Origin of the sequence: Comamonas brasiliensis (assembly GCF_018292285.1) — a bacterium.
Lineage (GTDB): Bacteria > Pseudomonadota > Gammaproteobacteria > Burkholderiales > Burkholderiaceae_C > Comamonas > Comamonas brasiliensis.
In genome coordinates, this window is record NZ_JAANES010000002.1 from 806190 (window position 1) to 830646 (window position 24457).

Genomic DNA, 24457 nt, shown 5'->3' on the forward strand with positions numbered 1-24457 from the left:
CGGAGAACGAGCCTCTCAATAGCCGTGCCTGAGCCTGAATTCCCTGGCCTTGCCGAAGTGCCCGTTACCGATAAAGGGCACGGGCGGCCTCAAGGCCGATAGCGGCGAAGGGTGGTTGCTCATCAGCACCAGATGGCCTCTATCCTGGGGAATGAACACCCGCTTGGACTGGGCGTGCGAGCCCCAGAGCATGAAGACCGTGGGCCGCCCCTGCTCGGCCACTTGGCGAATGATGGCGTCGGTCAGCTCTTCCCAGCCCTTTTTGGCATGGCTTGCGGCCTGCCCCTCTTCCACCGTCAGACTGGTGTTGAGCAGCAGCACGCCGTGCTGGGCCCAGCCCACCAGACTGCCGCCGGGCTGGGGAAAAGCCGGAAACGGCGTCCCCAGCTCGCGCTGCATTTCCTTGAAGATGTTCTGCAGCGAAGGCGGAACACGCACCCCGGGGGCGACCGAGAATGCCAGCCCCTCGGCCTGCCCGCGGCCGTGATAGGGGTCCTGCCCGAGGATCACGACACGCACATCCTCCGGCGGTGTCAACTCCAGGGCCCTCAAGGGGGCCGGGGGAAAGATCACCGCACCGACATCCAGCCTTTGCTGCAGGAACTGCAGCAGCTTCTGGCCGGTATTTCCCGCAAAAAAGGTGTCGACAGCGGTTTGCCAACCTGACGAGACTGGCCAGTCCTGCGGATCTGCACTCGTCAACTGGGTAGGCGCTGCGGTGTTAGCAACTGTGCTCTGGCTGGTGAGGTTCATGCCTTGATTTTCTCAACTTCCACGTCCGTCCCAAAGGAGTTCCTGCAGGCTTGGCGACTATCGGGGACCCAAAATACCTGATTTCAGTGAGTGACACATTCTGACATTTTGCAAAAAATCGACTCCAACACAGCTGACCGCTCGGCAGCTCGGGCTCACAGGGAGTTTTTCATGCACACGTCTTCTGCCAGTCACTTGCCAGTCTCTGCCGCGCAGGCCTTCTTCTCCTATGCCCGCCCGGCCTTCAGCCTCAACCCCCAGGGTTTCAGGTTTGCAGGCTGGGAGTTGCGCCTGCGCACGCGCAGCCTGATCAGCGCCGCCGGGCACGAAGTGGGGCTCACAAAGAGCGAGTTCGCACTGCTGCTGGCCCTGCTCAAGCGCCCCAAGCAAATCATGAGCCGTGAACAGATCATGGATATGACGCAGGCCGAAGACACGGTCTTCGACCGCGCCATCGATGTGCAGATGCTGCGCCTGCGCCGCAAGATCGAAACGTCGGGTCGCTCGCCCACGCTGCTCAAGACCAAGCGCGGCGCCGGCTATTTTCTGGATGCCGACGTGCAGGTGCTGCGCTGAACCTGCGCAGCCGCCTGCCGCTTACTGAAACAGCTGGGCCAGGGCCTCGCCCGGCTCGCGGGCACGCATGAAGGCCTCTCCCACCAGGAAGGCGTCAACGCCAGCCTCACGCAGGGTCTTCACGTCGTCCCGACTCAGGATGCCGGACTCGGTCACCAGCAGGCGATCGGCGGGCACATCCTTCTTGAGCGCAATCGTGGTCTGGATATCGACCTCGAAGCTGCGCAGATTGCGGTTGTTGATGCCCACCAGCGGCGTCTTGAGCTTCAGAGCGCGCTGCAGTTCCTCGGCGTCATGCACTTCCACCAGCACATCCATGTCCAGGCTGTGCGCAATCTGCTCCATCTCGGCCATCTGCGCATCGTCCAGGCAGGCGGCGATCAACAGCACGCAGTCGGCGCCCATCACCCGCGATTCGTAGATCTGATAGGGGTCGACCATGAAGTCCTTGCGCAGCACAGGCAGCAGCGTGCTCGCGCGGGCCTGCTTGAGATAGTCAGGCTGCCCCTGGAAGAACTGGCGATCGGTCAACACCGACAGGCAGGCAGCACTGATCTTGCCGTCCCCCACCATATAACTCTGGGCGATATCGGCAGGATCGAAATCGGCCCGAATCACGCCCTTGCTGGGGCTGGCCTTCTTGACTTCGGCGATCACGCCGGCCTGTCCCTTGGCGATCTTGGCACGGATGGCGCCCACGAAATCGCGCGTGGAGACACGGCTTTCCGCATCGCGGCGCATCTCGGCAAACGGCACGGCCTTCTTGGCAGCGGCAACTTCCTGGACCTTGACGTCGCAGATTTTCTTCAGAATGTCAGACATGGTTTTCCTTGTTGGCGGCGGCATCTGCCGGGCCGCGCAATACCTTCATGATGACGCGGTGCATGCCTATGCCCACCGCGATGAACAGCAGGGAGACGCCCAGCACGATCCAGGTGCCGGGATCGCTCCAGATGGGCGCATCCAGCAGGCTCATGCGGCTGCGCCGAGCTTTTGCGAATAGGCCACCAGCTCCTGGAGCTTGGCCAGTGCCGCACCGCTATCGATGGCCTTCTGCGCACGCTCCAGGCCCTCTTCGATCGAGCCGGCCACATTGGCCGCATACAGAGCAGCGCCGGAGTTGAGACAGACGATATCGCGCGCCGGGCCTTGGTCCCCCTGCAGCACGCCCATCAGCATGGCCTTGGACTCCTCGGGATTCTCGACCTTGAGCGAGCGCGTACCCGCCATGCGCAGGCCAAAGTCCTCGGGATGGACTTCATACTCGCGCACCACGCCGTCCTTGAGCTCGCCGACCAACGTGCCCGCGCCCAGGCTGATTTCATCCAGACCATCGCGACCATAGACGACCAGCGCATGCTCGGCGCCCAGGCGCTGCAGGGCACGCACCTGAATGCCGACCAGGTCTTCGTGGAACACGCCCATCAGGATATTGGGCGCGGATGCCGGGTTGGTAAGCGGGCCCAGGATGTTGAAGATGGTGCGCACGCCCAGTTCCTTGCGCACGGGGGCCACGTTCTTCATGGCCGGATGATGGTTGGGGGCAAACATGAAGCCTATGCCCACATCGCGTATGCAATCGGCGATCTGCGCGGCGTTGAGGTTGATGTTGACGCCCAGCGCCTCCATGGCATCGGCACTGCCCGACTTGCTGCTGACGCTGCGCCCGCCATGCTTGCTGACCTTGCCGCCCGCCGCCGCAATCACAAAGGTCGAGCAGGTGGAGATGTTGAAAGTGTTGGCGCCGTCGCCGCCGGTGCCGACGATATCGACCAGATTCCTCTTGTCGTGCACGTTCACCTTGTTGGAGAACTCGCGCATCACCTCGGCCGCAGCCGAGATCTCGCCAATGGTTTCCTTCTTCACGCGCAGGCCGGTGATGATGGAGGCCGTCATCACGGGCGAGAGCTCGCCGCGCATGATCATGCGCATCAGATGCAGCATTTCGTCATGGAAGATTTCACGATGCTCGATGGTTCGCTGCAGCGCTTCCTGGGGAGTGATCATTGCAATATCTCTCTATGTTTTTGGGAGCTTCTTGCGCATACCAATACTTGATTTCCCATTGTTTTTATTCTGAAATCAAGCAGTGACATGCGCTAGCAGCTATCAATAAATCAGCGTTTATTTCTGCTCGAGAAAGTTCTTCAGCATGGCATGGCCATGCTCGGTCAGAATGCTCTCGGGGTGGAACTGCACGCCCTCGATGGCCAGCTCGCGGTGGCGCACCCCCTGGATTTCACCATCTTCGCTGGTCGCCGTGATTTCAAGGCACTCGGGCAGCGTGCTGCGGTCTATGACCAGAGAGTGATAGCGGTTGACCGTGAACTGCCTGGGCAGGTCGGCAAACACGCCCTTCTGGTCGGTGCTGATCACGCTGGTCTTGCCATGCATCTGCTGGCCCGCCCGGATGATGTCGCCGCCAAAGGCCGCGCCAATGCTCTGGTGACCCAGGCAGACGCCCAGAATCGGCAGCTTGCCTGCGAAATGCTTGATCGCCGCCACCGAGATGCCCGCCTCGTTGGGCGAGCAGGGGCCGGGCGAGATCACCAGCCGCTCGATGCCTTCGCGCGCGATCAGCGCCTCGACTTCGGCCACCGTGGTTTCGTCATTGCGCACCACGGTCACCTCCGCGCCCAGCTCGCCAAAGTACTGGACGATGTTGTAGGTAAAGCTGTCGTAGTTATCGACCATCAGCAGTTTCATGGTCTTACTCCCCTGATTTCCTGGGTTCACGCAGACGCGCAAATTCCTGGTGTTCGTAGTCGATGCAGGCTTCCATCAGCGCACGATAGACGGTCTCCATCACATCGGGCTGACCGCCCTCCTGCGCCGTGCGCTCACGCACGCGGCTGACGATGGCTTCGATGCGCGCCTCATCGCGCACCTGGCTCGCATCACCCTTGATGCGCGCGGCCTGCTGCATATAGCCGATGCGGGTGACCAGCAGCGGCACCAGCACATCGTCGAGCGCATTCACATTGCGGCGCACATCTTCCATGGTGGTGCAGTGCTGCACCAGATCAATGGCTTGGCTCATTCCAGACCTTCCTCAACCAGTTCTGCGGCGCGCAGCAGGGCGCGGGCCTTGTGTTCGGTTTCTCTCCATTCCAGCTCGGGCACGGAGTCGGCCACCACGCCGGCAGCGGCCTGCACATAGAGCACGTTGTCCTTGATGACGCCAGTACGGATCGCAATCGCCAGATCCATGTCACCGGCAAAGCTCAGATAGCCGCAGGCACCGCCGTAGATGCCGCGCTTGCTGGGTTCGAGCCGGTCGATGACTTCCATGGCATGCACCTTGGGAGCGCCCGTCAGCGTGCCGGCGGGGAAGGTGGCCTTGAAGACATCCATATTGTCCATGCCGTCCTGCAAGATGCCTTCCACATTGCTCACGATATGCATGACATGGCTGTAGCGCTCCACGGCAAAGGCCTCGGTCACCTTGACGCTGCCGGTCCTGGCAATGCGGCCGATATCGTTGCGCGCCAGGTCGATCAGCATCACATGCTCGGCACGCTCCTTGGGGTCGGCGATCAGCTCCTGCTCGGTGGCCTTGTCGGCCTCCACCGTATTGCCACGCGGACGGGTGCCGGCCAGGGGGCGAATCGTGACCTTCTGGCCGTCGGGCGTGCGCTCCTGGCGCACCAGAATCTCCGGGCTGGCCCCCACCACATGGAAATCTCCGAAATGGTAGAAGTACATATAGGGGCTGGGGTTGAGCGAGCGCAGCGCGCGGTACAGCGACAGCGGCGAGGCCGTGAAACGCTTGTGAATGCGCTGGCCCACCTGCACCTGCATGAAGTCGCCCGCCGCAATCAGCTCCTTGGCCTTTTGCACGGCGTCCAGATAGTCCTGCTTGTCGAAGCTGCGCTCTGCGGGATAGCTCTCGCCGGCACGGATCTGCGGCGCGCTGACCGAATAGCGCAGCTGGTCCTTGAGCTGGCGCAGTCGCTTCTTGGCGCGGGTATAGGCTTCGGCCTCGCCGGGGTTGGCGTAGACGATGAGGTAGAGCTTGCCCGAGAGGTTGTCGATGACGGCGACCTCTTCGCACTGCAGCAGCATGATGTCGGGCGTGCCCAGGCTGTCGGGCGGGCAGCTGTTCTCCAGCTTTTTTTCGATGTAGCGCACGGCGTCATAGCCGAAATAGCCGGCCAGACCGCCGCAAAAACGCGGCATGCCCGGCGTGACGGCCACCTTGAAGCGCTGCTGATAGGCCGCGATGAAGTCCAGCGGGTTGCCGCTGGCTGTCTCCACCACCTTGCCATCGGTCACGACCTCGGTCCTGGCCTGGTCACCGAAGCCCGAGGCGCGCACAAAGCTGCGTGCCGGCAGGCCGATGAAGCTGTAGCGGCCGAAGCGCTCGCCGCCGACGACGGATTCCAGCAAGAAGCTGTACTTGCCGTCGCCATTGGCATGGGCGAGCTTGAGATAGAGGGACAGCGGGGTTTCGAGGTCGGCAAAGGCCTCGATCAGCAGCGGGATGCGGTTATAGCCTTGGGCCGCAAGCGATTTGAATTCCAGTTCCGTGATCACGGGAGAAGCTCCGGGAGTCATGGCGCATGGTGCATCTGCACGGATTGATTACAGGGCAGATGACGCGTTTGAAGAGAGGATGCGCCGGTTCATTCCAATTGGCCCGAAGTATGCAACGCATGGGGCCGCGGGGTGCACGCCGGGCTCGTGCCGGGTGCTTCAGCAGTTCAGATGTGCAGGCTTACGCCAGGGCCAGGCTCCCCGGTCTCCACAACCTGCATTGAACGTGCGATGAATGAACATGATGCGGACAGTGTAGCGCATAGCGCCGACGCGCAAACAATGACGCTTCTATGCCATGCAATGACTTCCATGCTGGGGACAGTCCTTATTGCGATGAAATCTGGCAGACACAAATATGCACGACCGTTCGCAATTCAAGGCCACCTGCAGAGCGGCCAGGAACAACCAACACGAGGAGACATTCATGCCCAGCTTACGTTGGCCACAGGCTTTGCTGCTGGCTGCTGCGCTTGCCAGCTTTGCCCCCCATGCTCAGGAGCGCCCGACTGAACCCGTCAAGCTGCATGGTGTGAACTACGCACCCGGCTTGCAGTTGCAGGGTCAGGCCCTGCAGCTCAACGGCGCGGGCACCCGCTACAAGGCCGTTTTCAAGGTCTATACCGCCGGCCTGTATCTGGAAAAGCCGGCGCGCAGCCTGCAGGAAATCGCTGCCCTGCCCGGCCCCAAGCGCATCAGCGTGACCATGCTGCGCGATATCGACTCGGCCGAGCTTGGCAAGCTGTTCTCACGCGGTATGGAAGACAATATGGAGCGGGCCGCCTTCTCCAAGCTGATTCCGGGGGTGATGCGCATGAGCGAGATCTTCACCCAGCACAAAAAGCTGCTTGCTGGCGAGAACTTCATGGTGGACTGGCTTCCCGGCCAGGGCACCATCGTGACCGTCAAGGGCCAGCCACAGGGCGAGGCCTTCAAGGAGCCCGAATTCTTCAACGCCCTGCTGGGCATCTGGCTGGGCCCCAGGCCCGCCGATCAGCAGCTCAAGAAAGCGCTGCTGGGCGAGGCCGGCTGACTCACTTGAGCAGCTCGCGGTAATAGTTAGGCAGCGCAAACAGCGCGCCGTGCACCTGATCGTTGTAATACTGCAGATCCCGCACCTTGCGCTGCCTGAGGCGTTCGGCCACTTGCTGCGCCTTCAGCTCCAGCGGATCGAGCTCATCGGAGGCCACGGCCAGCCCCCAGTAAGCGCCGTAAAGCGGAATGTAGAGGCCGTAGCAGCGCACCACGGCAAACTGCTGGCGCAGGCTGCGCACCAGCTCGGCCACCTGCGGGCCGTGGAAGACGGGGCTACCCAAATGCAGCACCAGCGCGCCGCCCGGCGCCAGCACACGCTTCATGCGTGCCAGCGAGTCCGGCGCATACAAGGCGCTGGCCGGGGTGTCTGGATCGGTCAGATCCATCAGCGCCAGATCGAAGCGCTCATCGGTAGCCTCCATCAGGGGCAGACCGTCGCCTATGCAGACCTCGACGCGGGCATCATCGAGCGCGCCGCGATGCACGGCCTGCAGATGCTGGCGCGAGAACTGCACCACGGCCTCGTCCAGCTCGGCCAGCACCACGCGCTCGATGCTCGGGTGCTTGAGCAGCTCCTCCGCGGCCCCGCCATCGCCGCCTCCCAGAATCAAGGCCTTGCGCGGCGCGGGGTGGGCCATGGCGGCCGGATGCACCAGCGCCTCGTGATAGAAAAACTCCTCGCCCTCGGAGGTCATGAAGCAATCATCCAGACGCAACACCTTGCCGAACTGCGGCGTCTGCAGTAGATCCAGCTTCTGATAGGGCGTCTGCTGCGTCTGCAGCGACGTGGCGCGGTAACCAAAGCGCGCATGGGACGTGAGCTGCTCCATGGCCCAGCCGGATTCGGGCTCGGGTGCAGGGTCCATGTCGTGGTCTGCCGGCTGCGCCATGCCGATGTCGCCGCGCATCAATTGCTGGCGCAGCACCTTTCGGGGCGCGAAAGCGTCGATCACGCCTTCCATCAGACAACGGGCCTTGCCCGAGTTGTCGGCGGAAAAATTGCACACATAGACGTCAATCGTGACACTGCCCGTCTCGGGCCAGGTATGTATGGCCAGATGGGACTCCGCCAGCAGCACCGTACCCGTCACCCCGCCGGGCTGGCCTTCATAGGGCGGGAACTTTACCCAGCGGTCATCCACCAGGGTCAGCCCCGAGGCCGCAGTCTGTTCGCGGCAAAGCCCGGCGATGGCATCGGCATCGAGCATGTAGCGCTCGGAACCTGCGCATTGGTAAAGGTCGGCAGTCAGGTGCAGTCCGTGCATGTGGCGTGAGTCCCCCTTCGTTCTCTGCCGGCTGCAAGGCGATGCACGAGCCGACTTTGGTTCAAACAAAGCCAACGACTCTAGCAAATATGCTTATCCGCACTCTTTATTGCCAGATATGCAGACCAACAGACAGCATCACACTGCAAGTTGCGCCAGGGAATCCAGATGGGCTCTGGCCTCGACCGCCGTGATGGGCTCGCCGTGGTTGTAGCCATAGGTCATCAGCACCACGGGGCAGCCTGCGGCATGGGCTGCCTGGGCATCGTTGCTGGAGTCACCCACCATCAGCGTGCGCGCGGGCTCGCTGCCCAGAGCCTTGCAGGTCTCGACCAGCGGCATGGGGTCGGGCTTTTTGCGCTCGAAGGAGTCGCCCCCGAACACGCAGTCGAAAAAGCCATCCAGCCCCTTGGCGGCCAACAGGGGCTGGGCAAAGGACAAAGGCTTGTTGGTCAGACAGGCCATGCGCAGCCCCAGGGACTGGAGTGCCTGCAGACCTTCGGCCACGCCCGGATAGACATCGGCAAACTGGCCGTTGATGGCCAGGTAATGGTGCTCGTAACGCTGCCAGGCCCGGGGATACAGGGCATCGATGTCCGGCGCCTTCACATGCGCCAGCACGGAGCGGATCAGATGCTCACTGCCCTTGCCCACCATGTTCTCGATGATCTGCGGCTTGATGGCCGGCAATTGCAGATCGGCCAGCATGCGGTTGAGCGCTTCGGCAAAGTCACCCAGCGTGTTCACCATGGTGCCATCGAGGTCGACCATGACGGCATCCAGTTCCAGGGCGGCGGCGGGAGCAGGCAGATTCAGCTTCATACAACTATCAATTCAATAGCTGCATGCGCTTTTCAATATTGGGCTTGCAGCCAAAAACACTAAAACTTTCATGCCCCGACTCCAAAAGCCGCGCTCGTGTATCGAGCGCAGCCGAAGTCAGGGCAGGAAACCAGGCCTGGGCGGCCTCGCCACCTCGGTGCGAAGGTGCTGCGGGTCGCAGCGCCTTAAGCGGGAGTCAGGCAAGATTCTTGCGCATGGTGTCGATGACAGCCTTGTAATCGGGCTTGCCGAAGATGGCGCTGCCAGCCACAAAGGTATCGGCACCGGCATCGGCCACGGCGCGGATATTGGCTTCCTTGATGCCGCCATCCACTTCCAGGCGGATATCCTTGCCACTGGCTTCAATACGCTTGCGAGCAGCTTCCACCTTACGCAGCGTGCTATCAATAAAGCTCTGGCCGCCGAAGCCAGGGTTCACGCTCATCAAGAGGATCAGGTCGATGTCCTCGATCACCCAGTCCAGCACGTCCAGCGGCGTGGCAGGGTTGAACACCAGGCCGGCCTTGCAGCCATGGCTTTTGATGTTCTGGATGCTGCGGTGCACATGCTGCGACGCATCGGGGTGAAAGCTGATGTAGTCCGCCCCCGCCTTGGCAAAAGCCGTGGCGAGATCGTCCACGGGCTGCACCATCAGATGCACGTCGATGGGCACGGGCTTGCCATCGGGTGTCACCGAATGGGGCTTCAAGGCCTGACAGATCATGGGGCCGAAGGTCAGATTCGGCACGTAATGGTTGTCCATCACGTCAAAGTGGATCCAGTCGGCGCCGGCCGCAATGACATTACGCACTTCTTCACCCAGACGGGCGAAGTCGGCTGACAGGATGGAGGGGGCAATACGGTAGGTGGGGCTCATGGATTGCAATTGTCGCAGTTACCATTAGCTCATGCCGATGAATGAGTTTCTGGTCCAAGTCCAGCCCGCCTACCTGCCCGAGCAATCCGCCCCGGCCGCCGGCGTCTATGTGTTTTCCTACACCATTACCGTCACCAACACGGGTGAGGTGCCCGCGCAGCTGATTGCGCGGCACTGGATCATCACCAACGAGCTGGGCCATGTCGAAGAGGTCAAAGGCCTGGGCGTGGTGGGCCGACAGCCGTTGCTGCAGCCTGGTGAGTCCTTCGAGTACAGCAGCGGCTGCCAGCTGCGTACGCCCACGGGCACCATGCGGGGAAGCTATCTCTGCGTGAATCACGAGGGTGAGACCTTCGAATGCGAGATTCCTCTCTTCGTATTGCAGATGAACGAGTCCGGCGACCCCATGCCCATGCCCGAGAAGCGCGTTCTGCACTGAGGCCTGCCCCACATTTGCATGAAGAAAAGCACTCTTGATCTGCCCGGCCTGCTGGCCTCCCTGGACCCCGATGCAGGCCTTGCACAACGCCATCTGTGGCTGATTTATCTGGCCGAATGGATTCGCGCGGCCGAGCCCTCTGTCGAAGGCGCCGTGCAGCGTGTGAAACAGGTCGTGGAGGCCTTCGAGGCCGACCCCGAAGCCCTGGCCCGGCTGCGCCGCTGGAGCCAGACACTGATGGAGACGGTGGACATCACCGCCCTGCTGGCCGATTTCGGCTTTGCCCCGCGCACGGCCATGGCCAGCGAAGTGGCCGAGCGCCTGCGCTACAAGCTGCTGCCCAGCACGCCCGAGACCGAGGACGCCTCCGAGCTGTTCATGCTGGTCTTTCCCGACCGCTTCGACGCCCGCTGGCTGCATGCGCTGGACAGCCAGCTCATGGCCCGCATCACCACCTTGCTGACCCCGCAGCAGCAGGACGAAGGCGTGAGCTTCTGGGAGCGCAATCTGCTGGACGCCATCACCTATTGCGCGGGCCAGATTCTCTCCACGGGGTTTGCCCCAGAGCTGCGTCTGCGCATGAGTGAGCAGGCACGCGAGGAAAAACCGTTTCATGCGCTGATCCACGATGTGGAAAACCTGCGTGTGGAGGTCATGCTGCCGCTGCGCACCACCGACAGGCGCGATGCCGCTGCAGCGCAGTTGCGCGAACGGCTTGAGGCCTGCCGCGCCGCCGTGTCGTCGGTGTACTCCTATGTCGAGGCCGAAGGCATTTCCGTCGGACTGATCTTCCGCCTGCGCCAGGTGCGTGCGCGCATTCTGCGCATTCGCCGCCTGCTCGATTGCCTGCTGGCCGAAGACCGCGCCTACGAAACGTCAGAGCTGCTGTCCAACCTCGTGGCCGTGGGCATAGAGCGGCGCAGCGTGCGCGCGCTGATGTCCACCAACTCATCCTTGCTGGCCGCAAAGGTGGCCGAGCGCAGCGCCGAAACCGGCGAGCACTACATCACCCGCGACGGCAGCGAGTACCGCAAGATGGTGGCCAAGGCCGCGGGCGGCGGCCTGGTGATGGCCTTCACCACCCTGGCCAAGTTTGCGCTGTATGCGCTGGGCCTGTCGGTCTTCTGGGCGGGATTGGCTGCGGGCTTCAACTACGCCATCAGCTTTGTGCTGATCCAGATGCTGCATTTCACGGTGGCCACCAAGCAGCCAGCCATGACGGCGCCGGCCATGGCGGCCAAACTCAAGGACATTCAAAGCGATGACTCCATCCAGGAGTTCGTCGATGAAGTCGCCCATCTGGTGCGCTCCCAGGTGGCCGCCATTCTGGGCAACGTGCTCATCGTCTTCCCCGGGGCATTGCTGCTGTCGCTGGGCTATGCCTATCTGGTCGGTCATCAGGCGCTCAGCACCCCGCATGCGCGCCAGGTGCTGGACTCGCTGAGCCTGCTGGGGCCATCGGTGCTCTTCGCCGCCTTTACCGGCGTGCTGCTGTTTGTCAGCAGCCTGATTGCCGGCGGTGCCGAAAACTGGTTTGTGCTGCGCAATATCGATTCGGTGATTCGCTACAACCCAGGCATCACCCGCTTTCTGGGCACGGCTCGCGCAGATCGCTGGGCGCGCTTCTTGCGCAAGAATGTCTCCAGCCTGGCATCCAATATCTCGCTGGGCTTCATGCTGGGGCTGGTGCCCGCATTTGCGGCCTTCTTCGGTCTGGGGCTGGAAGTACGCCACGTCACCCTGTCCACGGGCCAGATCGGCGTGGCCGTGGCATCGCTGGGCTGGGAGGTGCTGCATGACGACCTGCTGTGGTGGGCTGTGGCCATGCTGCCCTTCAATGCGGCGCTGAACGTGGGGGTGAGCTTTTACCTGGCCTTCCGCGTTGCGCTGCGTGCCCACAATGTCAGCGGCGTGGACCGATCACGCATCTACAAGGCCATACGCCAGCGCTTCTGGCGCAGGCCGCTGAGCTTTTTCTGGCCTTGACCTTTAACCGCCGCTGACCAGCGGCCCACCAGGCCGCAGCATTGCGGGCGGCCAGAGACCTCATGGGTGAATTCGATCTGATCCGCCGCTATTTCCAGCGCCCCGTGCGTCGCGCCGCCCTTGGCGTGGGCGACGATTGCGCGCTGCTGGCCCCGGCTCCCGGCATGCAGCTGGCCATCTCCAGCGACATGCTGGTCGAGGGCCGCCACTTCTTTGCCGATGTGAACCCGCGCCTGCTCGGTCACAAGGCTCTGGCCGTCAACCTCAGCGATCTGGCCGCCAGCGGTGCCAGGCCTCTGGCGTTCACGCTGGCCCTGTCCCTGCCCCGCGCCGACGAAGCCTGGATCAGCGAGTTTGCGGCCGGGCTGCTGACCCTGGCCGATGCCCATGACTGCGAACTCATCGGCGGCGACACCACGGGCGGCCCGCTGAATATCTGCATTACCGTGTTCGGCGAAGTCCCTGCCGGCCAGGCCTTGCTGCGCAGCGGCGCCAGGGCCGGCGATGAGATCTGGGTCAGCGGCACTCTCGGCGATGCACGCCTGGCACTGGAGGCCATGCTGGGCCATGCGCCCTTGCCTGCCGAGCTGCTGCAGCAGGCCCGCCAGCGGCTGGAAGCACCGGCGCCGCGCGTGGCCCTGGGCCTGGCGCTGCGCGGCATTGCCAGCAGTGCGCTGGATGTCAGCGACGGCCTGCTCGGTGATCTCGGCCATATTCTGGAGCTGTCCAGCGTCGGCGCCACGGTAGACAGCCGCTGCGTCACGCCCTTGATGGCGGCTGCCGCCTACGCGTCAGGCAGTGCATGGCAACTGGATGCAAGACTGCAGCAGCAATGCACGCTGGCAGGCGGCGATGACTACGAGCTGTGTTTTACCGCCCCCGCAGCCCGGCATGCCGACGTACTGGCAGCAGGCGCCGCCAGCGGCACGCCGGTGCATCGCATAGGCCGCATCGATGCCGAGCCGGGTCTGCGCGTGATCGGTGCGGACGGCGCCCTGCTGCAAAGCCGCTGGAAGTCCTTCGACCACTTCGGCGGATGAAGGCAAGAAACGCGGTCCGGACGTAAGAGGCGCCAGAAAAAGGATAGGAAACCGCCTGGGTTAAGCTCAAATCCTGTCCACTGCCCCTAAGAGCTGCCAATGCGTTCAAGTCGTCTTCTGCCCGTATCCATGGTCTGTGTCGCAGCTGCCTTGCCCGGGCTCGCCCTGGCCGACGCCAGCAGCCTCAGTGTCTCGGGCAATCGCGCGCCCATCACCGAAGTCACGCTCTATCCCGGCATCGCTGCCGTACAGCGCGAGGCACGCATCGACGCCCAGACACGCCTGCTCAGCTTTGAATGCCTGCCCGCCAGCGTGGATACGCAGAGCCTGCAGATCAGCGGCGACGAAGGCGTGCGCGTGGGTGAGATCAAGACCCTGATGCAGTCCAGGCAGATGGCTGCCAAGGAATGCACCAGCCCGCTGGATCAGCAGATTCGCAGCCTTGAGGATCAGCTTGCGAACATCGAGGCCGAAGAAGGAGCCGCCAGGCTGGTGGGCGATTTTTTGCAGGGCATGAGCAAGCCTGGCGACGAAGCCAGAATCAGCCCCGCTCAGATCGCCGGCACCAGCCAGGTCCTGCGCCAGACCAGCCGCGACAACAGCCTGCGTGCCCACCAGATTCAGCGCCAGAAGCAGGATCTGCTGGCGCAGTTGCAGCCCCTGCGCCAGGAGCGCGACCGCACGGGCTCCGAGCAGTCTCAGGTCATGAAAGTCAGCGTGCAACTGGCCAGCGCACGCGCGGCCAATGTGCGTCTGAGCTATCAGGTACGCGGCCCCAGCTGGCAGCCCAGCTACCGTGCACAGCTGAACACCGCCAGACAGCAGGTGCAGCTGGAGCGCCAGGCCCTGGTCGTGCAGGCCAGTGGCGAAGACTGGAGCAATGTGCGCCTGCGCCTGTCCACCGGACAACCCGGCCGCAGCACCCAGGGTGTCATGCCGCGCCCCTGGACGGTGGATATCGCCCAACCGATGCCCCCCGCCGTTCCGGCACCAGCCCCCGTCGCCATGATGGCGCGCAGCAGTGCCGGCGCCATGCGCGAAGTGGCCGCAGCCCCGGACTTGCCGGTGCTCGATGTCTCCAGCATCAACACGGCCTACAGCACGCAATTCATCGTGCCGTACAAGATCAGCGTGCCCTCCAGCGCCGAGCGCATCACGCTGTCGCTAGGTCAGGAAAATCTGGCGACCAGCTTGCTGACCCGCACCGCGCCGGCCATGGAAGAGGCTGCCTATCTGATTGCCACGCTGCAGGCTCCGCCTGGCATCTGGCCGGCAGGCCCGGTGGCGCTGCTGCGCGACGACGCTTTGGTTGGCAATGGCAGGCTGGACTTCGGCAATGCCCAGGCGCTGGCGCAGGGACTGTCTTTTGGTCGCGATGACAACGTCGTGGTTCGCCGTCTGCCTGCGCAAAGCCACACCGGCAGCAGCGGCTGGGCCGGCAGCAAGACCGAGCGCAGCATCGTGCGCAACTATGCTGTGGAAAACCGCCACAACCAGCCCATTGCGCTGCAGGTGCTGGACTCGGCCCCTGTTTCGCGCAATGAACAGATCAAGGTGCAGTCACAGTACAGCACGCAGCCCGCCACCACCAGTTGGAATGCGCAAAACGGCATGATTGCCTGGGAGCAGAATCTGGCCGCCCGCAGCACGGCCCAGTTCCAGGCCACGCACCAGATCCGCTTCCCCGAAAACCAGCCCATCACCGGTCTGCAATAAGGCAGCGCGTATCATCACGCCATGACGGATGATCTATCAGATAGCGCCGCAGCGCATGTGGATAGTGCGCAAGCAGCTATCAATAACAAAGCACACCCCGGCATGAGTGCAGCGGGAATCGCCCACCCCAGCGTAAAGTTCATGCTGCAGCATCCGGCCCATTTGATTGCGCTGGGCTTTGGCTCCGGCCTCCCCCGCGTCGCCCCCGGCACGGTGGGCAGCCTGTGGGCCTGGCTGGCCTATCTGGTGCTGGCACTGTGGCTGAGCCCGGCACAGATCGGCTGGCTGATTGCCGCCTGCATTCCCGTAGGCTGGTGGGCCTGCACCGTCACCGCAAAGCATATGCGCGTGGCCGACCCCGGCCATATCGTCTGGGACGAAGTCGTGGCCATGTGGATTGTTCTGTGGCTGTGCATGCCCATGGGCTTCTGGGGTCAGCTGACCTGCTTTGCGCTGTTCCGCTTTTTTGATGCCGTCAAGCCCCAGCCCGTCAAATGGGCCGACCGCCTGTTCAAAGGCTTCGGCCCGCGCGGCGGCTGGGGAATCATGTGGGATGACCTGGTAGCCGCCTTCTGCACCCTGCTGGTGATCGCCCTTTGGCGACATTTCTTTTGACGGGGCAAGCCATGGAGGAGACGATGAGCACACAAGCAAGCAGCATCGAAGAACTGGTGCGGCAACTGGCCGCCAGGCTGACCGAAAAAGGCTGGATGCTGGCCACCGCCGAAAGCTGCACCGGCGGCATGATTGCCGCGGCCTGCACCGATCTGGCAGGCTCCAGCCAGTGGTTCGAACGTGGTTTCGTGACCTACTCCAACGAGGCCAAGACCGAGATGCTGGGCGTGCCCGCCGAGCTGATCGCAAAGCACGGCGCCGTCAGCGAGGAAGTCGTGCGCGCCATGGCCGAAGGTGCCCTCCGTCACTCACGCGCCCAGGTCAGCATTGCCGTGACGGGGGTTGCCGGCCCGAGCGGAGGCTCTGCCGAAAAGCCTGTGGGGACGGTGTGGGTGGGGTGGAGCACCGCGGAAACCTCCCGTACTCAGCGACTTGCACTCCACGGCTCTCGCCAGAAAATCCGCGAGATCACCACATATCTAGCGCTACAAGACTTGGCGAGACAGCTAATGCCCGCTCAGTAAACCAGCTCCACATTGGTGTCGCAATTGAGCTGAGCCCCGATATCTGTTTGCGCGAGGCTCAAACCCAAAAGGCTCAACAGCAAGTTCAGTATCAAGTCGAGTGCATACGTCAGTGGAGACAGAACTGCCGCCAGCAGCGTACCAAGTGGACCGAGCTGATTTTCCAGCGCAGTGAACAAGGCTCCCACCAGATTGGTTTGCACCATGCTCAACCAGACTGCAGGCTTATCCAGCCTAGGCGGAGGCGGACTATTGAACAGCAACTGTTGAGGCTGCGACAGCAAGGGTAGTGAGATCACGACTGGAATTTTGATCAACGAAAGCAGCAGGGTCGCCTCACCCTTCAGCGCAACAGTTCCCACTCCGGTCTGTCCAAGGACAGTCAAAGACTTTCCCGCACTGCTGCACTGGTAACCCGTGACACGGGCACCACCCTGGGCCAGCTTCACATCCAGGGAAAGATTCACACCCACCAGCAACAAGTTCAGGCCCAATCCAACCACGAGGTCTATTTGGGATGTCTTGGCCTGGATGACATCTCTATCAGGATCTCCAATCGCACTCTGCGCCGGCTCTATGACCTTGAGATTCACACCCGTATGAACCAGTCCCAGATCCAGATTAACGCCAACCTTCGCCGCACTTTTGCTATTGGCAAACTGGGCCAACAAGGTGACCATGTCCAGTACGTTCAGGTCCGTACGCAATGCCTCCGTTCCCAGTCCCGTTCCCAGTTTCAAAACATCTGCCAATGCCAATTGGATTTGCCCGACTCCGGCGGCCAATACTTTCAAGGCCGTTATCGCCGCGGCATTTCCTTGCTGAGGCAGGACATCGGCCATGGCCAGCATGAAGTTGCTGAGAGAGACTTTCGCGTTGACGACTTCATCGTAGCTGCCCACATTCAGTGAGCCACGAATTTTCAACGCATCCAGAAATTTGAGCAAATTGATATCGGCACCCGCGATGCCCTTCCAACCAACGGCACCCAGTTTGATGCTGCCCCCCAGCATTCCTCCAATCACGGCGTCCAGCAAGTCCGACTTTGTCGTATCCAGCTCTAGCAAGGTAGACCGCACGGAAAGGCGCGCGAGACGTGGAGCGCGAAAAGCCGTGGCAGATGCCGTTACTCGTCGCCCCCCCGCATCCAAGTCCGCTCCGAAAAGAAACAAATAGGGGACCACTCTGGCCACTTGCACCTTGCAGGCATTCAACGGCCCCTGTCCTGCGACGAAATACTGCTCTGACGTCAATCCGGTTCTGACTTCCCAACGCCCCTCCGCAGTGCTCACCAATTCCGATGGAATGCCCCCGTTTCTTGGAATGCTATCTGCCGCCACCGACTGACATGCTCCGCTGCGAGGTGTGCCACTAGCCCCGGCCAGCGCCGCCAGATCCGCCATCTTCTGCAGCTCGCGCTTCTGCCAGAACACATTGCCGATATCAATGGTCGCCAGGCAGATCACGGCAATCATCAGCCATAGCGCCCCCAGCGTCGCCACGGAGCCCGACTGGCGACGCATGGGAGCAAGGCCCAGGCCTTTGGCAAAAGACTGCATGCAGAGAGCCTCTGTTGACGGCTAGCGACTGCCGCTGGTTGTACTACCCACCTGTGTTTCAGAGCTCTCCGGAATCTTGTAGGTAAAACTCTCGAGATAGCGCTGATAGGTACGCTGGGCCACATCGCTTGTCACGGGATAGGCATTGCGCGATGCATATTGGCCGCTGGCCTGCAATGCCAGCAGATAGCTGGTGGCGTCGCCCACCCGATTGCTTGCTGGCGGCGTCAGGGAAGCATTGCCGGGAGCTGGTGTCTGCGTCACTGCTGCCTGAGCTGTTGCTGCGGGCATCGTTGCCGCACTTCGGGGCGCACTCATATTGGTCACGCCCGTGCTGGAGCCGGTACTGCTGCCGGCCTGCGCCATGGCGACCGAGGCCGTGCCCAGTGCCATCAACGCCAGGGTGAATGCGCGGGCCCGTTGGGTGAATGCTGTCTGCGTATTCATGGGGACTCCTTGAAGGTTCAGGGCCAGGCACGCTCGGGTGCGCTCTTCTTGGCAGACGCCGCAGGCTTGCTGCCGGCATCTTCATCGGGCGTCTCGAAGAACAAGCCGCCCGCCGCCGCACGCTGGGGCAGCATGGCTTGCACCGCCTGTTTGCCACCGGATTCACCGGCCTGGCGAACGGCGGCAGGATGTGCTGCCGCCATCACCACCGCAGCCTCCAGCACCGATCTTGTCGGGCGCACAGGCTTGCGCGCGATCACGGGCTGCACCGCAGGCTCGGCTTGCGAAGCCGGTGCCGGCTGCGTCTGCTGCAGTTTTGCGGGCATCGCCTCGGTAAGCAGAGGCTGTGCCGGCTTGGGCGCCTCCTGCTTCGCTGACTGAGAAGCCGTCGCCACGGCTGCTTCCAGCGGTGGCACCACTGTCGCTATCGATGCAGGAGCTTGTTGCGCTTCAAATATGGCAACTTCAGGTTGTTTTAACTCTAAAATCCTTTCCAATGGAGCGGTAGTCGCTACATCGACAGGAGCAGCTCTTGCCTGCACAGGCACAGGTGGCGCATAGGCATAGGCCTGCGGAGCGGCCGGCACAAGCTGGCTCGTCCCCTGACCGGGGTGACGCGGCCTTCCTGCATCAAAGCTGCCGCCAGAGACCATCCACTGACCGCCGCTGGGCGCCCGCTCCACATTCCGCGCCATCATGGGCTGCGCCTGGGGCAGCGGCAACGGAGCGGTACGAGATGGCACAGACTCCGCTGCCTTGACTACCACTACCGGAGCCTTTGCGGCTTCAGGCTCCGGTACGGGCTTTTTTGCTGCGGGTACCTCCTGCACTGCCGCAGGCTCCGGCACTTCGGCGGCTTTCCCGGAGCTGGCCACGGCCTCGGGGGCGGTTTTCACTTCCGGACGGGAGAGGTTGACGACCTTTCCGGTCGCAGCCGCGGCAGGCTTTGCTGCTGCCAGGCTTGCAGTCCTCAGCCACTCCCCGGCCTGCTCCTTGACCAGCTGCTGGGTCTGTGCGTCCAGCTTGCGCTGGCGCATGAATTCCTCGGCCTGCGCGCTCTGGCCGCTGACCATCATGAACAAGCTCAGATTGACGTTGACCTGTGCATCCTCGGGATTGAGCTGCGCCGCCTGCATCAAGGGAATGCGCGCCGCGTTCAGATCATGCGCACGCAGATAGGCATAGCCCAGATCGGTCAACAGGCGCGAATCCACAGGGTTGCTCATGCGCGCCTGCTCCATCTGCTGGGCGGCACTGCGAAAGTCGCCCTGCTCTGCGGCCACACGGCCCAGGCCGTAGCGTGCGGCGCCATCCTTGGCGCTGCCCAGCAGGCCCTGGTAAATGGGGATGGCCTTACCGAGCTGCCCCACCTGACGCAATGCATCGGCGCGCAGCAGCCGCGAATCGCTGGAAGCGCCCCATTGCTTGTCCAGTGCGTCCAGGTGCGCGATGGAGGCATACCAGAGCGACTTGGCCTGCATCTGCTTGACCAGAGAGAGGTAGGTGTCCTGCGTGTCGACCACCGCCTCCTTCTCCAGCGGCCTGTCTGCCGCAGCCTTGGCCGCGGGCGACAGCACGGGCTGGCTCTGCCCCAGCAGATTGCCCATGCTGGAGCAGCCCGACAGCATGGCCATCGTAGCAACCGCCAAAGGCAACATCATGTATTGCTTGTTGTTTCTCATATCGTCATCCCTCCCAATGCCCGGATCACGGCCAGGAATCCCGGTCCGGCTGTAATGATGATCAGGGCCGGCAGCAGCGTCACGACCATGACGCCTGTCATCTTGACCGAGATCTTTCCTATCATCTCCTTCATCTTGGCCTTGCGCTGCTCACGCAGCCGCTCGCCAAAAATGCGCAGCGGCTCCTGGACTGCTCCGCCGTATTTGTCAATCTGAATCATCAGTGATGTCAGATTGGCCAGGTTCTCGTTCTGATAGATCTCGCTCATGCGCCCAAAGGAGCGCTCGCGTGTGCTGCCCCGGCTGTACTGCTGGCTGGCCAGCTGTATTTCCTTCGAGAGTACGGGCATGACATTGCCGAAATCGGAGCCAATGACCTGCAGGGTCTGATCCAGACTCATGCCCGTGCCTTGCAGCAAGCCCAGCAAATCGACGAGCAAGGGCAGCTCGCGGGCAACGCTGGCCCTGCGGCGGCGAGCCACGCTGCGCAACACCCATTTGGGAAGCAGAAAGCCAATGGTGAAGGCCGCAAACAAATAAAGCAGAAATTGCTTGCTGCCCGAAAAAACAAAGAACGCAAGCAGCGCGAACATGATGGAAACCACGCAGCGCGCTATCAGATATTGCAGCTGCGCACGAGTCGATCTCCAGCCGCATTTGCTCAGCAAAATGCGGTCTTCCTGCGCAACCAATGCCTTGCCAAACGAGGTATTGAGCCAGTGTGCAGGCAGCTCGCCATCGCCATTGAGCGAGCGCAGCAGATCTGCAGGTCTGGTAGGTACAGCCACCGCGCCCGCCGCTGCTGCGCCGCTGCGACTCAGTGCATCCTGGACCACCCGGCTGCTGCGCTCTCGGCGCTGATGCGCATAGGCAATCACAGCAGCACCGATCAACGCAGCCACAGCAAGCAGCGCAATGCTCAGCATCAGCAAAAGACGGGATGTCTCCATCAGTCGGCCCCCTCGTCGAGCTTGGCCATGCGGTAGAGCAGCAGCACGCCAAAGACCTGCAACGCTGCCGCGACCCAGATGATGTTGCGACCACTGGCGTCATTCCACATGTTCAGAAAATAGCCAGCGTTGACTGCAATGATCAGACAGCACACCGCTACCGGCAGCAGACTCAACACCCAGGCCGACATGCGTGTTTCAGCCGTCATGGCAGACAAGTCCTGCTCGGCCTGCTCGCGGTCGCGCATAAAGTGGGCCACGCGCTCCAGCAACAAGTCCACCCGGCCGCCATAGCGCACGCTGATGCGCAAGATGGCTGCCAGCAAATGCAGCTCATCCAGCCTGGTCTGCCTGGCCACATGAGCCACCGCATTCTCCAGGTCCATGCCTGCACGGGCCAGACTGGCGGCTTTTTCCATCACCGACTGCAAAGGATCTTTGGTGGTTGCCGCTGCCATCTGGAAGGCCGCCTGAACGGAATTGCCAATCGTCACCAAGCGCACCGTGTTGTCAAGAAAGCCGGGTAACTGCTGCGTGAGCCTGGCGCGGTACTTAAGCGCACGCGCATAGAGCAGAAAGAAGAAGCCAATCCCCAGCACCACCAGCACTGCGCCACCGGCGAGCCAGCCAGCGCCAAAGGCTATGGCCAGAAACGCCGCGACAATCAAGGCCAGGCCACCATAGAAAAGCCGGGCGCTGGCCGTACCCAGCAAAATCGCGGGAACCGGCCAGCCGGCCTTCTTCTCCTTGCCCGGCACCGCATCTGCCACAGAGCTATCAAAAGCTGATGCCGCCGCATCCTTGGCGGTAAATCCGGCCGCCGCCGCCGCGCTTTTTTCCAGGCTCTGTTCCAGATGCCTGGTCATACGGTGCGTCCTCTGCTGCCGCCCGACAAGCATCCACAGCGCCATGGCGGCTGCAGCGATCAGCAGCGCCAGGCTCAGGAGCAGGAATGCATTGCTAGCCATGTCGCAGCCCCGCAAGGTTGCCGCCATTATTTCCCGCATGCTGCAGCACCGCGCGATAGCGCGCCAGCTTGGGCGTATGCGGCACCATGCCCAGCGTGGTCCACCGCTCCAGGTCCTCACCGTCGGGTTGCGGCAGCAACTCGTGCCGATAGAGCTCCTGGGTGGCAATCACGCTGTCGATGATGCCCGTGACTTCGGTAATCGAGGTGATGCGCCGCTTGCCATTGGGCAGGCGGCTGATCTGCACGATGAAATCGAGCGCATTGGCAATCTGGCGGCGCAGGCTGACCTCGCTGCCCTGAAAGCCCGCAAAGCCCGCGAGCATCTCCATGCGGTGCAGGCACTCGCGTGGAGAGCTGGCGTGGATGGTGGCCATGGAGCCGTCGTGACCGGTGTTCATGGCCTGCAGCATCTCCAGCACTTCCGCGCCGCGCACCTCGCCCACCACAATGCGATCCGGGCGCATGCGCAGGCTGTTGCGCAGCAGGTCCCGAATAGAGACCACTCCAGCCCCCTCAAAGCCGCCAGGACGGCTTTCCATGCGCACCACATGCGGATGAGGCAACGTCAGCTCGGCCGTATCTTCAATCGTCACCACCCGCTCATTGCCGGGGATGAAGCCCGCAATCGCATTGAGCATGGAGGTCTTGCCGCAGCTCGTGCCGCCGCTGATGAGAATATTGCAGCGCTCACGCACCGCCAGCTCCAGCAGGCGGGCCATGCCTTCGTCCATGGTGCCGAAATCGACCAGATCCTGAACCCGCAGCGGATCATTGCGAAACTTGCGTATCGATACCGCCGGCCCGTCCAGCGACAGCGGCTCTATCACCACATTGATACGCCCGCCGTCCGGCAAGCGCGCATCGACCATGGGCGTGGATTCATCAAGGCGGCGGCCCAGCGGGGAGATGATGCGGCGCACGATGCGCAGCACATGGGCGTTGTCGGTGAAGTGCAGCGCTTCCTGCTGCAAAATGCCCTTTCGCGAGACAAAGACGCGCTGATAGCCGTTGATCAGAATGTCCTCGACCTCCGGGTCGGCCATCAGATCGTCAAGCGGCCCCAGCCCCGACAGCTCCTTGTTCAGGGCCTGCGCAATCCATTGCACCTCCTCGTCGTTGACGGGAAAGCGCTGCTGGCGCACAAACTGCTCCAGCTCCTGGTGCACAAACTGGCGCACACGGCTGGCGGACCATTTGGCAAACACTGCTCCCAGTTCCTCCACACGCGTGAGCAAATGCTCGTGTGCGACGTTCTTGATCAGCAGCAGCTGCTTGGAGTCCGAAAAATGACTGCTTTTTTCGGCGAAAACAATGTCCATGCTCATTCGCCTCTCCTCAATCGCTTGGCCCATTGACCCAGAACGCCCGCCACTGGTACCGCCGCAGCCTTGTCAGCCATCATTGCTTCACCCTGCATTGCACGTACCATGCTTCTGACGCAGGTTACATAGGGATCGCCGCGCTGCGCTTGCGACAATAGCTGACCGCAGCTGGCAGCACTGAGCAAAGCCGTGGATCGGTCCGGAATCACGTGCAGCAGCTCCAGGCCAAGGCGCTGCGCGACCTCTTTGGCGGGCAGGCCGGCTTGGGCATTGAAGCGGTTGAGAACCAGCTTGAGGGTGCTGCGTTCCACACCCTTGGCGTCCAGCTCCTTGAGCATCTGCGCCGTAGACACGATACCTCCCAGTGACTGATCGCAGACCACCCATCCCTGACCACTTTCGCGCAGCAAAGGTGCCAGAAAGTCCGCCTGCACCATGCCGCCCATATCGATCACCTGGACGCCGAGCAAGCTCTTGAGCGTGCTGACTACCCCTGCGGCTGCTGCAGGGCTGACATCGCGCAGCAAGCCCAGGTCGGATGGCCAGGCCAGAGTCACAGCGCCAGTAGGGTGCTTGGCAAACGCCGAGTTGATCAGCGTCGCATCCAGACGGCGCGTATTCTGAACCGCATCCACAAAGTTGAAGTCACCGGCGATGCCCAGATACAGCAAACCATCGCGCGCAGGCAAACCCAGATCCAGCAAAGCTGCATTCGCAGCCTCCTCCTGCGGTAACTGGCTAGCGCCGAAGGGCCGAACTGGCTGCTTTTTGTTTTTGACGCTGGCCGCGCCATGGCCATGCATTTCCTGAAACATCACGGCCAGATGCACCGCCAGCGTGGTTACTCCCATACCGACACGGGCCCCCAGCAAAGGCAAGGCAAAACCTTTGGTCTCTGGCGCAAGTGCCACTGCGGCAGGCTGCAGATTGCGTGCATGCAGCTGATGCCTGATGGCCGCATTGGCCTCGGCTTCGGACGCATCCCAGTCAATGAATTCAGCCACGCCACAGCGCAGGGCCGCACGCATGGAAGCGGGCTCGGCTGCAGAGCCGGATCCCATGATCACCACCCCGGGGAAACTGGCGCGCAGATCGCTGACCAGGGCGATGGCAGCCTCCGTCATGGGAGCCGAGAAATCGACCACCACCACGCCAAGCCCTGGCGCCGAAATCGCAGCGTGAAGCGTTGCCAGATCACCCGCCACCGGTATCACTTCCGCATCGCTGCCCAAAGCACCTGCCAGCCAGAAAGCGTGTGACGAAGACTGCGTCACCAGCACCACGCGTGCATTGCCACGCACAGCCCCTGGCTGCGCGGTATTGAGCTGGGATGAGTCCATGCG

The 24457-nt window shown here is 62.5% G+C and carries 25 protein-coding genes; 8 read left to right on the forward strand and 17 right to left on the reverse strand.

From position 1 onward, the window contains the following. Nucleotides 1-15 precede the first annotated feature (15 nt). On the reverse strand, nucleotides 16-753 hold the full coding sequence (locus tag DJFAAGMI_RS12105; RefSeq protein ID WP_211457323.1) for a uracil-DNA glycosylase: 738 nt from the start codon (nucleotides 751-753) through the stop codon (nucleotides 16-18). A 171-nt stretch (nucleotides 754-924) separates the two neighbouring features. On the opposite strand from DJFAAGMI_RS12105, the gene DJFAAGMI_RS12110 reads away from it, so the two are divergent. Then, nucleotides 925-1329: a winged helix-turn-helix domain-containing protein gene (locus DJFAAGMI_RS12110; protein WP_043003918.1), complete on the forward strand. Its 405-nt coding sequence runs from the start codon at nucleotides 925-927 to the stop codon at nucleotides 1327-1329. A gap of 21 nt (nucleotides 1330-1350) precedes the next feature. Here DJFAAGMI_RS12110 and trpC read toward each other — a convergent pair whose 3' ends face one another. From trpC to trpE, 6 genes are all read right to left on the reverse strand, one after another. Beyond that, nucleotides 1351-2151 (reverse strand): indole-3-glycerol phosphate synthase TrpC, encoded by an 801-nt coding sequence (trpC, locus tag DJFAAGMI_RS12115; RefSeq protein ID WP_211457324.1) that lies wholly within the window; start codon nucleotides 2149-2151, stop codon nucleotides 1351-1353. Continuing rightward, on the reverse strand, nucleotides 2144-2305 hold the full coding sequence (locus DJFAAGMI_RS12120) for a hypothetical protein (RefSeq protein ID WP_211457325.1): 162 nt from the start codon (nucleotides 2303-2305) through the stop codon (nucleotides 2144-2146). The genes trpC and DJFAAGMI_RS12120 overlap by 8 nt, the downstream gene beginning before the upstream one ends. Next, the gene (gene trpD / locus DJFAAGMI_RS12125) at nucleotides 2302-3342 is read right to left on the reverse strand and encodes an anthranilate phosphoribosyltransferase (protein WP_211457422.1); all 1041 of its coding nucleotides are present in this window, start codon (nucleotides 3340-3342) and stop codon (nucleotides 2302-2304) included. Before trpD ends, DJFAAGMI_RS12120 begins: the two co-directional genes overlap by 4 nt. 111 nt (nucleotides 3343-3453) lie before the next feature. After that, entirely contained in the window at nucleotides 3454-4035 is a 582-nt protein-coding gene (locus tag DJFAAGMI_RS12130; protein ID WP_043003915.1) for an anthranilate synthase component II, read from the reverse strand. Nucleotides 4036-4039: 4 nt separating this feature from the next. Then, on the reverse strand, nucleotides 4040-4369 hold the full coding sequence (locus DJFAAGMI_RS12135; RefSeq protein ID WP_034377357.1) for a chorismate mutase: 330 nt from the start codon (nucleotides 4367-4369) through the stop codon (nucleotides 4040-4042). Further along, the gene (gene trpE / locus DJFAAGMI_RS12140; protein ID WP_211457423.1) at nucleotides 4366-5865 is read right to left on the reverse strand and encodes an anthranilate synthase component I; all 1500 of its coding nucleotides are present in this window, start codon (nucleotides 5863-5865) and stop codon (nucleotides 4366-4368) included. The genes DJFAAGMI_RS12135 and trpE overlap by 4 nt, the downstream gene beginning before the upstream one ends. A 427-nt stretch (nucleotides 5866-6292) precedes the next feature. Between trpE and DJFAAGMI_RS12145 the strand changes: the two genes are divergently transcribed. After that, entirely contained in the window at nucleotides 6293-6898 is a 606-nt protein-coding gene (locus DJFAAGMI_RS12145) for a chalcone isomerase family protein (protein ID WP_211457326.1), read from the forward strand. Nucleotide 6899: 1 nt separating this feature from the next. Here DJFAAGMI_RS12145 and speE read toward each other — a convergent pair whose 3' ends face one another. The 3 genes from speE to rpe form a co-directional block, all read right to left on the reverse strand. Then, a complete protein-coding gene (gene speE / locus DJFAAGMI_RS12150) occupies nucleotides 6900-8165 on the reverse strand; it encodes a polyamine aminopropyltransferase (protein ID WP_211457327.1) in 1266 nt (421 codons plus the stop codon). Nucleotides 8166-8303: 138 nt separating this feature from the next. Further along, nucleotides 8304-8987, reverse strand: coding sequence for a phosphoglycolate phosphatase (gene gph, locus DJFAAGMI_RS12155; RefSeq protein WP_211457328.1), 684 nt, complete (start codon nucleotides 8985-8987; stop codon nucleotides 8304-8306). A gap of 196 nt (nucleotides 8988-9183) precedes the next feature. Then, complete coding sequence (rpe, locus tag DJFAAGMI_RS12160; protein ID WP_050872514.1) at nucleotides 9184-9864, reverse strand: ribulose-phosphate 3-epimerase; 681 nt, start codon at nucleotides 9862-9864, stop codon at nucleotides 9184-9186. A 31-nt stretch (nucleotides 9865-9895) separates the two neighbouring features. On the opposite strand from rpe, the gene apaG reads away from it, so the two are divergent. The 6 genes from apaG to DJFAAGMI_RS12190 all read left to right on the forward strand — a co-directional run bounded on the left by apaG (nucleotide 9896) and on the right by DJFAAGMI_RS12190 (nucleotide 16184). Then, nucleotides 9896-10303: a Co2+/Mg2+ efflux protein ApaG gene (gene apaG, locus DJFAAGMI_RS12165; RefSeq protein WP_019043152.1), complete on the forward strand. Its 408-nt coding sequence runs from the start codon at nucleotides 9896-9898 to the stop codon at nucleotides 10301-10303. An 18-nt stretch (nucleotides 10304-10321) separates the two neighbouring features. Next, on the forward strand, nucleotides 10322-12289 hold the full coding sequence (locus DJFAAGMI_RS12170; protein WP_211457329.1) for a site-specific recombinase: 1968 nt from the start codon (nucleotides 10322-10324) through the stop codon (nucleotides 12287-12289). Between the two features lie 62 nt (nucleotides 12290-12351). Next, nucleotides 12352-13329: a thiamine-phosphate kinase gene (gene thiL / locus DJFAAGMI_RS12175; RefSeq protein WP_211457330.1), complete on the forward strand. Its 978-nt coding sequence runs from the start codon at nucleotides 12352-12354 to the stop codon at nucleotides 13327-13329. A 99-nt stretch (nucleotides 13330-13428) separates the two neighbouring features. Next, nucleotides 13429-15045 carry a DUF4139 domain-containing protein gene (locus DJFAAGMI_RS12180; protein WP_211457331.1) on the forward strand — a complete coding sequence of 539 codons (1617 nt, stop codon included), beginning with the start codon at nucleotides 13429-13431 and terminating at the stop codon, nucleotides 15043-15045. Between the two features lie 21 nt (nucleotides 15046-15066). Then, nucleotides 15067-15660 (forward strand): phosphatidylglycerophosphatase A family protein, encoded by a 594-nt coding sequence (locus DJFAAGMI_RS12185; protein WP_211457332.1) that lies wholly within the window; start codon nucleotides 15067-15069, stop codon nucleotides 15658-15660. Nucleotides 15661-15683: 23 nt separating this feature from the next. Continuing rightward, on the forward strand, nucleotides 15684-16184 hold the full coding sequence (locus DJFAAGMI_RS12190) for a CinA family protein (RefSeq protein ID WP_211457333.1): 501 nt from the start codon (nucleotides 15684-15686) through the stop codon (nucleotides 16182-16184). On the opposite strand, the gene DJFAAGMI_RS12195 is transcribed toward DJFAAGMI_RS12190, so the two are convergent. From DJFAAGMI_RS12195 to DJFAAGMI_RS12225, 7 genes are read right to left on the reverse strand one after another with little or no spacing between them, the layout of a single operon-like run. Then, nucleotides 16178-17743, reverse strand: a complete 1566-nt coding sequence (locus DJFAAGMI_RS12195; protein ID WP_211457334.1) for a pilus assembly protein TadG-related protein — start codon at nucleotides 17741-17743, stop codon at nucleotides 16178-16180. The two genes, DJFAAGMI_RS12190 and DJFAAGMI_RS12195, sit on opposite strands and share 7 nt — an antisense overlap. Nucleotides 17744-17764: 21 nt before the next feature. After that, the gene (locus tag DJFAAGMI_RS12200) at nucleotides 17765-18190 is read right to left on the reverse strand and encodes a DUF3613 domain-containing protein (RefSeq protein ID WP_211457335.1); all 426 of its coding nucleotides are present in this window, start codon (nucleotides 18188-18190) and stop codon (nucleotides 17765-17767) included. A 17-nt stretch (nucleotides 18191-18207) separates the two neighbouring features. Continuing rightward, a complete protein-coding gene (locus tag DJFAAGMI_RS12205; RefSeq protein WP_211457336.1) occupies nucleotides 18208-19872 on the reverse strand; it encodes a tetratricopeptide repeat protein in 1665 nt (554 codons plus the stop codon). Next, nucleotides 19869-20822, reverse strand: coding sequence for a type II secretion system F family protein (locus DJFAAGMI_RS12210; protein ID WP_211457337.1), 954 nt, complete (start codon nucleotides 20820-20822; stop codon nucleotides 19869-19871). Before DJFAAGMI_RS12210 ends, DJFAAGMI_RS12205 begins: the two co-directional genes overlap by 4 nt. Beyond that, nucleotides 20822-21790, reverse strand: coding sequence for a type II secretion system F family protein (locus DJFAAGMI_RS12215; RefSeq protein ID WP_211457338.1), 969 nt, complete (start codon nucleotides 21788-21790; stop codon nucleotides 20822-20824). The genes DJFAAGMI_RS12210 and DJFAAGMI_RS12215 overlap by 1 nt, the downstream gene beginning before the upstream one ends. Further along, complete coding sequence (locus DJFAAGMI_RS12220; RefSeq protein ID WP_034373907.1) at nucleotides 21783-23117, reverse strand: TadA family conjugal transfer-associated ATPase; 1335 nt, start codon at nucleotides 23115-23117, stop codon at nucleotides 21783-21785. The genes DJFAAGMI_RS12215 and DJFAAGMI_RS12220 overlap by 8 nt, the downstream gene beginning before the upstream one ends. Further along, nucleotides 23114-24454 carry a CpaE/TadZ family protein gene (locus DJFAAGMI_RS12225; RefSeq protein ID WP_249334172.1) on the reverse strand — a complete coding sequence of 447 codons (1341 nt, stop codon included), beginning with the start codon at nucleotides 24452-24454 and terminating at the stop codon, nucleotides 23114-23116. Before DJFAAGMI_RS12225 ends, DJFAAGMI_RS12220 begins: the two co-directional genes overlap by 4 nt. Nucleotides 24455-24457 lie beyond the last annotated feature (3 nt).